Genomic DNA, 15,788 nt, shown 5'->3' on the forward strand with positions numbered 1-15,788 from the left:
GGGACTCGCTTGTCGGGATAATTTAAAACTTGAAAAATGAGAGATTACATGATACCGGCTTCCGTGCTGGCTACCGTGCTGGTGGTTTGCACGCTTATGTTATTGGGACTCTTAACAGTTATGTCTCTGTGGGATCTAGATTTAATGGTGTCTTACCGTCTTTACGAACGTGAACAGCAACGGGCTAACTTGGAATCAGGGTTCGTGTTGTACATGGATGATAGCACGTTGATGGAACGGTTGGACGAGAGTCGTGGTGTAAAGCTTTATGAAGGAGATTCGTCTTCTCGGGTTCAATTTTTTCGTGAAAGATGGGGATTGTACGAGGTTGTTACCATGACCACGAAAGAAGGAGTACAGGAAAGCCGATTGATCGGAAGGGTCCGTGAAAGTTTTCATGGAGCAAACTTGTATATTCCCGAAAATAATAAGGCTCTTTCTTTGACGGGAAAATCAACAGTGGAAGGGGTGTTGAGGATATCTCGCAACGGTATTGCTTATACCCAGATCCTATCGGAATTTTTTAGCGGAATTCCGTTACGACAAGAGCAAATAACCCGTGGGGCGGAGAAATTCCCAGATGTGATGGTAGAAACGGAAGAGGTGATTGAACGCCTTTTCTTGATAGATGATTTTTCTTCTTTGCTTTCGAGAATTCCGGTTCATCGTGCTTTCACTGATTCCTTGCTATGTTTTCAAGCGAGTGAGTACTTGTCGGGAATGAACGTTTCCGGTAAAGTGATACTGTATAGTACGGGGAGTGTTTTCGTCGAACAAGATAATTGTTTTAAGGATGTGATCTTGGTAGCCTCGAAGGTGGAAATAGCGGATGGTTTCCGGGGCAATATGCAAGTGTTTGCCAAGGATTCGATCCTTCTTGGGGATGATGTGATTCTTTCACCAGGCTCCGGATTATGGATAGGTGGGGAATGTCCCGATCGGTTGATCCGCTTGGGAGAACATTGTGAGGTAAATGGTTTCGTGATTGTTAGTGGAGGAGAAGAAGAAAAAGGGGAAGTACCTTCTGCAAACTACTTTCAACCTGCTACATCAAAAGTACGAGGACTCGTGTACGTGGACGGGGTGGCCGAGGTACACGGGTTCGTGACGGGATGTTTGTACGTTCGGGATTGTTTCTATTTTGCCCCAGAAGGGTATTATTCTAGTATTCTTTATAACATAACCTTGTTGACACATTCATCCGTGAGTTTCCCATTTTGGATGGATGGACCTTATGAAAGGAGGGAAATAAAATGGCTCGATTGAAACATAAGTTACCAGCTTCTTCCCTAGTGGAGTGTGTTGTCGCATCCGTGATCTGGATGGGGACTTTTATGCTTGTGATGGAGATATTGATCCGTGTCACATTTAAAGAGCCAAATCCTGATGAAAACTTGATTATCAGCTTGGAAATAAAACGATGTTATCTGGAATATGTCGAGGAAAATTATAAAGTGGGTAAGTACACGAGATGTTGCGACTGGGGAACGTTGGAAATAGAACTTGAACCTTACTTGGGTAGAGTGCGGCGATTAACTATCGAAGTCTGTCCCTTTAAGGGTGAAAATAAATGGAAGTACAAGTATTTGATAAAATCAATGACAGATGAATGACTATTGGAAAAAAGAGGTATTGATTGCTTCCACGCTGGTGGAGGTATTGATCGTGATGATTATTTCTGGTATTATTTTCTTATCCGTGTTTGAAGGAGTTGGAATGATCCGTAAAGTTACCTCCCGGATGATCGTACGTTTGAACTCTCATTGTGGGTTACAAGAGAAGTATTTTGAATTAGACGGGTTGTTCCGGGAATGTGATAGTATACTGAATCAAAATGAAAGGTTGGACTTTTACAGGAAAGGGATAATTCATGAAACCATTGGATACCGTGATTCTTTGCTTGTGTTGACACGAGGGGAATTTATAGATACACTTTTCAAGAGGGTGAACGGGTGGAGATTGGTGAGGAATGGGGAATGTCGGGTAGACTCTCTTGTGTTGTGGTTACGGGTGAAGAAAGGACTTGTCGAACTTCCTTTCACGATCGGGGACCGGGATGGAAACAAGGTGACAGAATGTATTCGAGAACATGAAAAAAGATATGATAATGAAAAGTAAGATTTATTCTGGCGGAAAGGGCTGGCAATTAAAGAACGGGAAGAAAGAGGTTTTGTTTTCCGAGTTGTATTCTCTCTTGACATCCGGTTTGGATTTTTCTCGTTCTTTTTGTCTATTAATTGATGGGGAAAGTAACAAGAAAGTGAAATCGTTACTGGAATACCTATATGCTTCCGTGATAGAAGGAAATACTTTATGGGAGAGCTTTTCTGCCAGTGGTAAATTTACCTCGTTGGATTGTGGTGTTTTACGTGTAGGTGAAGAAACGGGAAGAGTAGATGAAGCTTTGCTTTTCTTGTCGGATTATTACCGGAAACGGGAAGAACAACGTCGTATGGTATCGGGAGCTGTCAGTTATCCTTTGATTATTCTAGTGACTGCCTTCGTGGTATTAATATTCATGATTCTTGTTATAGTGCCTATGTTTGAACAAGTTTACGCCCGGATGGGAGGGGAACTTCCCGCCTTGACTCGCTGGATTATAACCTTGTCTGGAAATTTTACTTCATATCTTTTAGGGTTTTCATTATTGTTTCTCGGTAGTGGTTTGTTTTTCTTTTTTCAGGGGAAAACGGATCGTGTACGTTTCTTGCTTTCTTTCCTTTTGTTATGTTTGCCGGGAATCGGGAAACTAGTACGGGAAAACCAGGAAGCCCGGTTCTGTAAGTTGCTTTATTTGCTTTACGGTTCGGGTGTGCCGCTACTGAACGGGATCGAGATGTTGCGTGATATTATCACCTTTTATCCTTATCAACAATCTTTTGATATTATTTGTGGTGCTTTGAAACGGGGAGAATTGTTCGCGGACACGTTGGCTCTCTTCCCGACTATCTACGACAGAAAGCTAATCACTCTGGTGCGAGTCGGCGAGGAAACGAATCGTCTTGGGGATATGCTTTTAAAACAAGGAGAAGATCTTACCCGAGAATTGGAGCATGAATTAAAACAACTCGGAAACCTGTTGGAGCCTGTTCTTATTTTGTGTGTCGGGGGACTTGTTGCCCTCGTACTTGTATCTATGTACTTGCCGATGTTCAAGCTAGGTGGGGTCATTGGTTAACTAAAAAAAATGTAAAACTTTAATTCTTGATGCCTATGAGAAAGAAATAATGTATTTGATTAGAAAAAATGATTTTTATAACAATGAGGTCTAATTACTAATGACAAATAATTATGAAACATGGAATACGATTATTATTTTTATGTCTTCTTAGCCTTGTGGGAATAACTAGGGCTCAAAATTTTGAACTGGGGCAGCAGACACAGGGATATTTAAATGACAAAAGTGTGATAATTGACTACACAATTGGAAACTTTTATTACAAAGAGCTTTTGTATACTGTTAAATCTGGTGATTATCTGTTTCCTCTTACTCTTGGATACTCGGTAAATGGTAGCAAGAAAGATATCTATCGAGAGTGATTGGCTATAATTGGCCTCTAATCACCGGTGGAGTTGTTACTAGAACAATTAGAGATGGGGGGCGGTGAAGATAGTTTGTTGGGATATGTTACTCGTGCGGGTAATCCGGCTAGTATTCCTGTAGAAAAATAATGTAGCGAGACTCCCAAGAGCAAGGGATGGTGAATGTGATGTATTTACAGCTTTGTGTTGGAGAGAAACGTTTATTGAATAAATTTTATTATAACATAAACTCTTTGCGTAAATGTAAATTAAAAAAAGTCGCTATAAAACCTATTTTTTACTCGTGATATCCATGATAGCACGTTTATCACGAAATGCTTATCAAATCAATGTATTTACAATTACTAATTTAAATCTATACTTATGAGAATATTATATTTATTATTATGCATTTTGTTCTATGGCGTCATTTCAGGACAAAACATAGAATCTGGCGAACAGGCAAAAGGATACGAACACAATAAAAACGTGTCTGTTGATTATTCAACAGGTTTATTTCACTATACGATTCCCTTGTTCGAACTCAAATCAAATAATTTCATTTTGCCAGTGTCACTAAATTATATAGGAAGTGGAGTTAGACCGAAAGATGAGCAGCCGGGAATAATTGGATATAATTGGAGTTTACAATATGGGGGAATTGTAACTCGGACAGTAAAAGGGGGAATTGCAGACGAGAGTGGCTTGGGTGGTTCGGCTTACACGGAAAATATGTCCAACGCTCTCCCTCTAGCAGAAGATATTGTCGGGGTGAATAAACGCAAACGGGATGGGGAACGAGATATATTCACAGCCGTTTTTAACGGTAGGGTGATCAATTTTCTAGTACGTGGTACAACAAACAGACTTCATGAATACATGATTGAACCTCTCGAAAAAACGAATGTAAAAATTGAATTTGAATCAGATGGTAGACAAATCACAAAATGGATTATTACCGATGAAGATGGAACTCGTTATACTTATTCCGTTCTTGAATGGACGTGCAACTACACGAGACAAGAACAAGTTGGAATTAACAGTGTAATTGACGGAGGGCACATTTCTGCATGGTATATCAGCAAAATAGAGATTCCCAATGACAGAACTATTCATTTTAAATATGACCCTAGGTTCATTTATGATTCATCATTTGATTTGTTCCCTGATCAAATGCCTTTGAGGGACAAAAACTACAATGAATACGTTCAGAATTCTGTCGTGAAATATAAATACGGAAGGAGTATTTCAGAATTAGCACTCAATTTTGATAAATACAAACAAGAATTTGAAAGATACATTCAATTGGCTGGAGAAGAAATAGTACATCAAAGTTTTGTTGATCAAGTGGAATATCTTTATAATTTAAGATTAGACTATCACTCTAACATGGATTATTTTTTCAGGATGAACAAACTTCGATTGAAAGAAGAGCTATTAGGAGTATTGACAGATATTAAAGATGTTGGAGTTGCCTCTCAAGGAATAATTAATGCATTAAATCAAATGATTCGCATGACCAGTGGAATGGCATCAACGTATTTAATGTACGCAAAAGAATGCATGAAACGATGTTTGTCTGAAGAATGTCATTGTTCGGAAAAAACGACAGGATCAATGTGCTATTACAAAATATACTCGCCTTTACTTTGCTCGATATCAAATGACCTAGAATGTATCCGTTTTAATTATAACCCTAATGGAACTTCGCATGTGCTTAAGTCAATTAGCAAACAAGACTATCTTGATAACTCCATAACGATGATAGAATTGAATGGAACTCCTTTATTACATGGTATTACTTGGAAAGGTCATGGTGGCATCCCTTATCAACAACAAACTTTCACGTATCATTTGCCTGAAGTAAATTGTGATAGCGTAAATATGTGGGGAGATTATACCCCACCTGCAAGCAATGAGCCATTCGATCCACGTATCCCTCGAATATGTTACGCCAAAAAGAATAGCTTAGAATCAATATCTTCATCGGGAGCTAAAATATCCATCGATTACGAGTCTAATGAATATTATAAGATTATTACTAACGACTGCGGGACACATGGAGGAATAAGAATAAAGAGTCTCGTTTTCGAGTCTGACGACACGAGGGATTCAGTGCTATTTCGTTATCCTTCCCCGGGAGCTTCGATCTATAGAATTTTGACAGATCGGGAACGAATTCAATATGCATTATTTTCGGATAGTGTTATTTATTCACGAGTAATGTGTCAGGGCAATAACTCTGTCGAAAAAGGGAACCGAGGATTATTTTATCCATGTGTAGAAGAAGTGTTTGTAGGTAAAGGGAAAAATGCTTATTTGTACACCATCCCTCCGACTTCTGATTACACTCCCTTCTGGATATGCGGCCTTCTTGTTGGTAAAGCGATATATGACGAATCTGGCTATTTAGTTAGTTTTATGAAAAGAGAATACTACGGAGATGTTAATCGTTCGTGGGAAAATTATAATGTATATTTGAACAATTATTTTAGAACTTGCATTTCGCAAATACAGACTCCACCAGAACCGTTTCTGTTTTCCCAAGCGGCTGTTCAAATTCCAGCTTATAATTATTACATGGATAGCTTGGAATTAGATAACTCTTATCGGGCCCAACAACCAATCCTAATTTATAATGATTCCCCTGCAGAAATGTGTATTGTCAGACCATACGAAAATATATTCGTGAACAATATTTTACCTAGAACTCGTGTTGTTTTACCTTTTCAAAATTACAAAATTAATTATGGAGGGAAAGTCGTATTAAAAAGACAAATCGAGTATGTTTTCTCTAGCTCAAATTCGAAAAGGGAAATCTTATATCTTATGACAGGAAATCTTCCTTCAAATAAACACATCGTTTCAGACATTGAATACACTTACGATAATCCCATGTATTGTACTCAACCCACGAAGATTATCCAACATTTATCTAACGGAGATGAAAAAATAATTGTCCGCTACACAGCAAATGATTTCACCTATAGCGCTCACCCTATAATTGCTAAAATGCAACAAGCCAATATCATAACCCCAATTATTAAAGAACAAACTCTGGTAAAAAAAGCCGGAAGTACACAATACCTTCTCCAAAAAGAAAAAGTATCTCTATATCAAGCTTTTCATGACACGCTTCCTCTTTTATCTTGTCATTTATTGTTTAATTCTGGTGATGAAGAAATTCCTATACTCGTAACACCTGGACTTCAAAATTCCTTGTTTACTCGTGATACTAACCTTTATACGAAATTGCAACATATAAGCTATACTCAAAATGAGGAACGTTATTTACCAGAAAAAATAATTTCTAAAAATGAAACGACACAATTCATTTTTGATCCGACCAGAGATAATCTAGTTTTGCGAGTAAAAGATACAGATAAATCTTCTATAGACGTTGCAGATATGTATCGTTACTATCATCTTCATGAAATACGAGGAAATATTATGCAATACGCAGACAAAATGGCAAATTGGAGAAGTGCATGTAACTTATACATGACTGGTTTTGGAAAAATTGATTCTATGCGTTTAAATTCTTACGAATTTGAAAATCTAAAAATTTTGTTTGAATTGTCTCGACAAGTATTAAATAGAGACACTAGTTTATTAGCACTGAACTCGGATAAATTAACTTCGATTGCAAGAGCACTTGGATACCTTCAAGATGTTGGTTATAGGTTTGAAATGGAATATCCACGAACACAACAAATGGAATTCTTATCATGCATAGATGAAATGCTAACAATATTTTATGATGGAGGTCAGCTCCAAGAAATCGCAAGTGTTATTTTAAACATGAATTGGAATCCGGAACTATTGGGTTTAAATAAACCGGAAAAATTGGAAATAAAACCGATCCACACAATAACCAAGTATCAAATGATTTTCGTTTTATACTCAAATGTCGATCAAGCCTTTGTGCCAATATGTAAAAAGATACAAGGGAATCAAGAAATTTCATGCACAATCTCTGCGATTCCTTTAAAGGGTGGTGTATGGCAAGTTGCATGTCAAGAAGTAGAAGTGACGGGGACAGGAATATCAGCTATAAGAGTACAAATCCCTTCAAATTTAAAAACGGCATTAGCAATACTGGCTCCCTCGGGTACGAGTTTTGAAGTTGTATCAACAGATTCATTTGGACAACAATTTTGTCGATTAAACCAAAACGGAAACATGGAGCGTTACGAATATGATGCCGCTGGAAGAGTAAGTAAAATATTTGACCAAGATGGAAACTTGTTAAAAGAGAATAGTTACAATGTAATTTTCTAGTAATATAAAAAATGATTATGAAACGAATTCAATTATTATATATGTTATTCTTGCCTCTATTATCAATAGGACAACAATACACCGTAACAAAAAATTATGTGGTAGTAAAGAAATATCTTGATCCGACCACATCAATTGCAAGTCCCCGTACAACATTTGATATGACTTACCTTGATGGTTTGGGCCGAAAACTACAAGATATTCAAGTTTCTGGTTCTCCCGATGGAAAAGGAGATATCGTTCTTCCCTATCACCACGGACTTCAAGGTAGAATAGAAAGAATGTATTTACCTTATACCAAGAGTGACAATCAAGGGAAATATATTGAAAACGCTTTTTCCTCATCAAATTGGAACGTGTACGGAGTGTCTGACGCTCCTTACGCCTTTACATCGACAATTTACGATAACAGTCCTATAAATCGTATAGTGAAACAAACAGGTCCGGGTAAATCTTGGCACGAAAATGGTAAGGCTACGGTGATAACTTCCGGAACAAATCTTGATAATGAGGTACGTCTTTATCGGGTAACAAGTAACGGATTATCCATTGATGGATATTATCCAGCTGGTACTCTTCAAAAAATTACAACAACAGACGAGGACGGCAAACAGGTTATTTCTTACACGGATAGAGAAAACAAAACGATACTAACAGTAAGCGTCGTTAATAATGAGCGATTAGAAACATTCCATGTGTATGATTCCCGAGGATTATTACGATTCGTTTTATCTCCCGAAGCAAGCTACCAACTCGGGAATTCAATCGATGAAGGCATTTTACAGCGATTGGCCTATCGATATAACTACGATTGCTTTGGCCATTTGATCGAGAAACGTTTACCGGGATGTGACCCCATCTACATGGTTTATGACAAGCGAGACCGACTGGTGATGAGCCAAGATGGTATACAACGTTCGGAAAACATAAACAAGTGGAGTTATTCTTTATATGACAATTTTAACCGAGTGATTGAAAGCGGGGAAGTTATATCTTCGGTTGCAGTTCACTCGACACTTCTCTCTCTAGCTGCTAATAGTACTAATTTTCTCCCGACAGGGGAGCGTACTCCTTTACAATATACATTGTATGATTCCTATATAGCCTCATCTGATGTTCCTGTTCTTGCATTTCAATCAATTCCCGGATATTCGAATGATTATCACAAATTTGTAACGGGATTAGTAACTAGCATGAAAACAAGGATACTTGGAACCAACATATGGCTAACGACCTCAACATATTACGATAGCCGCTGCCGTGTAATCCAGACCGTAAGCAATAATCCTCAAGGAGGAACAAGTCTGGTAAGTATGAAATATGACTTTGCAGGCAATATTATTCAACAACAGGAACGTCATCAAGTCGATGACGAGACTAATGTCTTGGAAAACATAAATTTATATGACAATCGGAATCGATTATTATCATCTTCCAACAAACTAAACGATGGAACTCCTGCCTTCATTTCTTACACGTATGATGAAGTAGGGCGACTTGTAAAAAAGAAATATGGGAATATTGAAGAGACGATGACTTATAACATCAGGGGATGGTTAACAAGCAAAGAAAGTATTCCTTTCAAGATGAAACTTCGTTACGAGACCCCAGAAGGGGGAACAACAGCCTATTGGAACGGAAACATCAGCGAGTGGGAATGGCAGCATGCAAGTTCAACCACTTTAGGTTACGGGTTCACGTATGACGGATTAAATCGATTGATAGAATCTGTTCAAATACAAAAGAGTGATAACTCTTGGTATACCTTTGAGAATAATTATATTGAAAATGGTATTACTTATGACCGAAACGGGAATATTAAAAGTTTACAACGAACGGCCGAAGGTGTGATTGTGGACAATCTTACCTACACGTACAATGGTAACCAATTGTCTAGGTTAACAGAAAACGGACAGACATCCTCGACTAAAGATGTTTATGCTAGAGGAAGTACTGCTTCAGGAAGTTACACGTACGACAAAAATGGTAATATGATAAATGATAGCCGCAAAAATTTGAACTTATCATATAATATACTAGATTTGTTGAGTGAAGTCAAATTCGGAAATGTAGCTAAGGTAAAATATAGTTACTTGAGTGACGGGACCAAATTACAAGTTCGTGATGATAATAATAACGGATTTGACTATCTGGGTTCTTTGACATACAAGAATAGTAGTACCGGGTTACAGTTGGAATCTGCAAGTGTCGAGGGGGGAGTCATTCGTGTGAATAATACAAATAATGGCAATATCGAGGTAAATTATTTCCTAACTGACCACTTGGGTAGTATACGGGCTATTATCAATGGCAATGGTGTTGTACAAGAACGTAATGATTATTATCCTTTCGGGGCAAGACATCTAAGAGATGATTATCCACAATTAGCAGCCAATCGTTTCAAGTATAATGGGAAGGAGGAACAAGTCACAGGAAATCTGAATTACGTGGATTACGGGGCTAGAATGTACGATAGTGCTTTAGGACGTTGGTTCTCTACCGATCCTTTGTTGGAAAATTATATGTCTCATAGTCCTTACAATTATTGTGTGAACAACCCTCTGATATATTTGGACCCCAATGGTAACTATGTCACGAATTATGTTGATGAAGACTATAATTTATTAGTACGGACAAATGATGGAAGTGAAGATGTTGTGGTAGTTCCTAAGGAGCGTCAAGAAGAATTTCTTACGAATTATATAATTAGCACCCGAGATCCGGGACGAGTGGAAAAAGCAGGTTGGAATAATTACTGGAAAGATGAACTTGGCGTGGCTAGAACATTAACCAATGAAGAGATGTTCTGGATTAATCAGTTTTCGAGTAAATGGTCTCGGGGGCGAGCCCTAAAGTTTGTATTGAACAACTCTGGATCAAATCAATTAATGTTAGGTGTAGCTCATCTCGTGTCTTCGTATGCCAGTCCAACGGGAGTGTTAATGATTGGGATGGGAATAACGATGCTACCCTCTGTCAAACCTGCTAAACTCGTACCACGAGAATTTCCAGTAATCTCTGAAATCCCAGGAACAAAAGTACCACGAACTTTAAGACCAGGAGAGATAATCGATCGATTTGGAGAACCGACAGGCAACTGGGCCTCGCCTATTGGAACTTCTTACGAGGCAAGATCTATTCGTCCCGGATCGACTCCATATAACAGATATAAAGTAGTAAAACCAATAAAAGTTGAACAATCTTTAGCTTCACCAGGAGAATTACCAGGACAATACGGTTACGGAGTTCAATATCAATTCACGAAACCCATTAAATTTTATTTAAAAGAAGGGTACTTGAAAAAAATAAATTAATAAACTATGACAAAGGATGAATTTTTAAAATTAATGCAAGAGTGGGGTGTTATGCCCCATGCATATTCAATTAATGGAGAGGAAAAAGAAGATTCTTTAAATATAAAAAAAGAATCAGATCATAATTATTCTGTCTATTATTTAGAACGTGGTAAACGAAAAGAATTGAAAAGGGTTAGTTCTATAGAAGATGCTTATAACGTAATCGCTCAGGAAATAAAAGAATGGCTAGATTTAGGAATAAACGTGAATCCTGTGAGCAAAGATTTTATCGAGAATTACGATGAAATAACCAAACAATGGTTGAAAGAATGGAAACTAAAGAATAAATAACTAAGAATTATCGAGGTGAACAAAGATTTCACCTCGATTTCGTATTCACAAACCTTACACGTGATTCATAAATTTTGGAAGAAATTTGAACTATTCCCGCCCTCTTCCGACATTGATTTAAATTCTGATTTATCAATAAATTAGACAAAGATTTCATGTTCGTTTTCTAGGAAAATTTATTAAAAAATCAATTGTATCTTGATTTTTACTTCAAAGTATAAAGAGAGTGATTTCTCGAATTTGACGTGAGGATCTATTGGGGTAAATGGAGGAATATTTCTTGGCAAATATGACGAAAATCTTGGCGAGAAGGAGTTAGAAAAATATAAAATTTGAAATTATTGGTAGTATTTGAAAGGTAGAAAGTTCTATTTGAGAAAGTATTATTTTTTTAGTCTGCTATAATAATATCTTGAAAAATAGGAGATATATATATACTTCTCTTCAGAATTGATAAATAGGATTGTATTTTTGGGCTAAAATTGACGAAAAATGACTTCTATACTTATTAAACGGAGACCATGATATGAATAGTTGTGCCGGGCTCTAATTTACACAAGGCTGGACGCTAGTCCTACTACATCTTTTCGTGAGTTTGTGCAGAAAAAGGAGTGGGCAAGAGACTTCTTTGTCCATTTTTTGAAAATAGATAAAAACTTTAATGATCAAAATCTTTGTCAAGTATTTCAATTTTAATGTATAAATAGAATTAATATTGTTTGAATTAAGTATTTTATTATATTTCTCTATTTATTGAGAATAAGTTTTTCTTGAAGATGAGTTTATAATAAAGTATAACTTTATACTCATTTCTTACAATTATCGTAATGCTTGTTCGCATTTGTACAAACCAAACTTGCATAATAACCATTTATAATTCAATGTTTTTTGTCGTAAAATATTTATGTTATTCAACTTTTGATATATGGATAAAATACACACATTATTCAATTTATTACATACATTTTTATTGAGCATCTCTTTTTAATTTTACTTGTATAGAATGATAGATAATGCAAGTTAAAGTATGCTTGGTATATTGAATTAGAAGTTGTTTTTGAATTCATTTGGATAATAGAGATCCTGAATAATAGGGAAATAGATTCTAAAACATACTTGATCTTGAATCGATTGAATTAACAGGATGTTGAATTTAAATGTGTATGCCTATGAGAGTAAAATGTTAGCAAGTTCGTGTGACGTATTTTTTTGAGTGTTAAATAAAATTAATAGTTGAATATGAAAAAGAGTGTACTATTTGTAAAAAATAAGTATTTGTTGAGAAGCTTATACTATATCGTTTTTTTGATCGTTTTACCCCATTGGGGAGTAGCACAAGAGTTTTATGTTGGAGCATTTTCCATTCCTCCTTCTCCAGAATCTTCCTCATTAATTAGAAGTATTAATGTACCCGTAGACAAATACACGGGAGCGGCTAATATTCAAATTCCTCTATACACGATAAAGACTCAAAATATACAAATACCAATAGTCTTGACATACCAGTCTTCAGGGATTAAAGTACAGGACGTGGCCACATGGGTTGGTTTGGGGTGGAATTTGTCTGTTGGAGGAAGGATCACGAGGGTTGTTCGACATCTTCCGGATGAAACGGGATATTCAAGCCAAGAGAATAGTCATTGGAGTCAAATTCAAAGTTTGAGTGGTTGGAATAAAAATAATTTTGAATCTAGGTTGAAAAATATGGATACGGAACCGGATGTATTTTATTTTGAAATTCCAGGACGTTCAGGTATGTTTATCGTCGATGGTAACGGTGTGGCTCATACAATACCTTACCAAAAGATAAAAATAGAATGGATAGGAAGGAATAATTTTATAATAACCGATGAGCAAGGTTGTAAATACATATTTAGGACCAAAGAAACAACGGAGTCTATGGTTAAAGACGGGGCTGTAACCAAAACTGTAAGTTTTACATCCTCTTGGTATTTGGACGAAATAAAGACGATGGCGGGTAATAATATTAACTATTCATACACGAAAGGGAATGATTACGAGTTCTATAATTATAATAAAAGGTACGTGTTGAAATTTCATGATATCGGGGATCGAAAAGTGGAAATAGATCAACAACAAGAGCAAAATACTCTAGTAAAAATTAAAGAACCGAAGTATTTGAATCGGATTTCATGGGGAAATAAATCATTAGTTTTTGAATCAGCGGAAGGTCGTCCTGATGTGGAGGGAGCGAGGAAATTAACTAGTATCAAGTTGGCTGTAAATGGCAACGTATACATGAAATCCATGTTGTTTACTTATTCAGCTTTTCCTGGGTCTGCATCGTACGCGCATACAGCGTTAAAGTTAGATAAAATTGAAGAAGTCGCTTATGCCGGAGAGAAACGTTTATTGAATAAATTTCAATATAACGTGAATTCTTTACATAAACGTAATTCTAGTACATATGACCACTGGGGGTACACGAATGTTACGGGAGGGGTTTTGACAGGGCATCCTCGCTTTGCATGTGGAGTGCAAAACTCGTCTACTGGGGGGGTACATTTCGGGTACCTCGATGGGGAGTCTAGGGAAGTGGATACCGTTTTTAATCAATTTGGAATGTTAAAACGAATATATTATACCGAACGTAGTTTTAAAGAATTTGAATTTGAATCTAACCGGGCGTTAATTAACGGATATGATAGATTTCAGGGTGGTTTAAGGATAAAAAAAATAAAAGAGTATGAAAATGCTAGTGCAAAACCTCTAGTTACATCATATTATTACATGACTTCCAATGGGAAATCTAGTGGTAAGGCTTTTATGAATGATCCTTATTACTTGTATCCGATATATTATTCTTATGAAAAAATGAAAATACTAGGCGTGACTCAAAGTTACACGGCATATTATTATGTGGCATTTGATCAACCCATTCTTTCGCCCTTTGATTTGAATGGAGCATCGGTTGGATATTCCGAGGTGAAAGAGGTATGTCCTAATGGTTCTTGGAATGTATACAAATTTCTTACTTCTAGTGACGTCCCGGATGAAGTTCATTCATGTTATGATGTTTATTCTGGTAATAGTGGCGGTATTGCATTATTTACTCCGAGTACATCTAAATTTTGGGCCCGTGGATTATTGAAAGAAATGATAAGTTATAATGCGCAAGGAGACGAGACGTACAAACAAGAATTCTCGTATAAAACAGACTTGCGTGCTAGAGAAGAAATTTCTGCTTATATCCCTTATTATTACGGGGAGGGAATGAAAATTGGTAGTGCAGATTTAAGGATTCCTAAAATTGGCGTTTATAAATGGATATCACAACCTATTGTGACATCATCTATCAAGGAATCGGGAAAAGAAATTTTGTCGAAGACGACTACTTACCTCTATGATTCCAATTATTTAGTTCCTAAAGAGATAACGTTGACTGATGCAATGAATACCGTGTACCGAAGGACGTTGACATATCCATTTAATTATACTGTCGCTAATGCTGAAAAAACGAATGTTAACGCCTATGCTTTAAAAGTCATGAACCAAGAAAACATGATTAATTACCCGATAGAGATAATCCAGTATAAGGATAATAAAATTACGGGGGGAACAATAAACGAGTATAAATGTATTGTTGCTGCATATGGACAAATTGAAGCACCAGTATTGGATAAAATTAAAGAATTGAAGCTGACTGAGCCAGTAGCCTCTTTGAACCCATATTATGTAGGAGGAAGGGAAGATCCTAAATACGAGGTAAGTAGATATTTCGATTCATATGATGAGGTGGGTAAGCTTATACAGTATCATGATCAAAATGGGGATACCATTTCCTATATATATGGTGGTGGAGATCAGCCGATAGCAGAAGTTATTGGTGCATCTTACTCGAAGGAGAGTCAGAAAAGTGAAGTGTTTTTTCAAAACTTCGAAGATTATTCAAATTGTGATTTGACATGGGGGAAAAGTGGACGAAAAGCTAAACAAGGACCTTATTCAATATCATTTTACACGTTAAAACCGGGGACGTACAAACTATCTTACTGGAAAAGTACGAATGGAGGAAAAACATGGAATAAAGTAGAATGCCCACTAGTTTTAGATGCGTATAATCCTGTTAATAATATGCTAATTGGTGATAAGTCTTGCTATATTGACGATATCGTTATTGCACCGGAAAAAGCGAGAATAAAATCATGTTGCTATTGGTGGGGTTTTGGAAAAGTTTCAGAAACAGATCATAACGGGAATACCACGTATTATGATTATGATAGCTTTGGACGTCTAATTGCGATCTATGATAATGAACGAAATTTGAAAACCCGTTACATGTATCATGACGCCACGACGTACTAAAAAATAACGTGA

The 15,788-nt window shown here is 36.7% G+C and carries 8 protein-coding genes; all 8 read left to right on the plus strand.

What is annotated here, in order from left to right:
• Window positions 1–36 precede the first annotated feature (36 nt).
• The 8 genes from Q5866_RS17020 to Q5866_RS17055 all read left to right on the plus strand — a co-directional run bounded on the left by Q5866_RS17020 (window position 37) and on the right by Q5866_RS17055 (window position 15,776).
• Window positions 37–1,266 (plus strand): hypothetical protein, encoded by a 1,230-nt coding sequence (locus Q5866_RS17020; protein ID WP_303181459.1) that lies wholly within the window; start codon window positions 37–39, stop codon window positions 1,264–1,266.
• Window positions 1,254–1,613, plus strand: coding sequence for a hypothetical protein (locus tag Q5866_RS17025; RefSeq protein WP_303181460.1), 360 nt, complete (start codon window positions 1,254–1,256; stop codon window positions 1,611–1,613). Before Q5866_RS17020 ends, Q5866_RS17025 begins: the two co-directional genes overlap by 13 nt.
• A complete protein-coding gene (locus tag Q5866_RS17030; protein ID WP_303181461.1) occupies window positions 1,606–2,118 on the plus strand; it encodes a type II secretion system protein in 513 nt (170 codons plus the stop codon). The genes Q5866_RS17025 and Q5866_RS17030 overlap by 8 nt, the downstream gene beginning before the upstream one ends.
• Complete coding sequence (locus tag Q5866_RS17035) at window positions 2,108–3,178, plus strand: type II secretion system F family protein (RefSeq protein ID WP_303181462.1); 1,071 nt, start codon at window positions 2,108–2,110, stop codon at window positions 3,176–3,178. Before Q5866_RS17030 ends, Q5866_RS17035 begins: the two co-directional genes overlap by 11 nt.
• Window positions 3,179–3,906: 728 nt before the next feature.
• Window positions 3,907–7,803, plus strand: a complete 3,897-nt coding sequence (locus Q5866_RS17040) for a hypothetical protein (protein WP_303181464.1) — start codon at window positions 3,907–3,909, stop codon at window positions 7,801–7,803.
• 17 nt (window positions 7,804–7,820) lie between these two features.
• The gene (locus Q5866_RS17045) at window positions 7,821–11,117 is read left to right on the plus strand and encodes a DUF6443 domain-containing protein (RefSeq protein WP_303181465.1); all 3,297 of its coding nucleotides are present in this window, start codon (window positions 7,821–7,823) and stop codon (window positions 11,115–11,117) included.
• 6 nt (window positions 11,118–11,123) lie between these two features.
• Window positions 11,124–11,450, plus strand: a complete 327-nt coding sequence (locus Q5866_RS17050; protein WP_303181466.1) for a hypothetical protein — start codon at window positions 11,124–11,126, stop codon at window positions 11,448–11,450.
• A 1,239-nt stretch (window positions 11,451–12,689) separates the two neighbouring features.
• The gene (locus Q5866_RS17055; protein ID WP_303181467.1) at window positions 12,690–15,776 is read left to right on the plus strand and encodes a hypothetical protein; all 3,087 of its coding nucleotides are present in this window, start codon (window positions 12,690–12,692) and stop codon (window positions 15,774–15,776) included.
• Window positions 15,777–15,788 lie beyond the last annotated feature (12 nt).

This window comes from uncultured Butyricimonas sp., assembly GCF_959596855.1.
In the GTDB taxonomy this organism is placed as follows: Bacteria; Bacteroidota; Bacteroidia; order Bacteroidales; family Marinifilaceae; genus Butyricimonas; species Butyricimonas muris.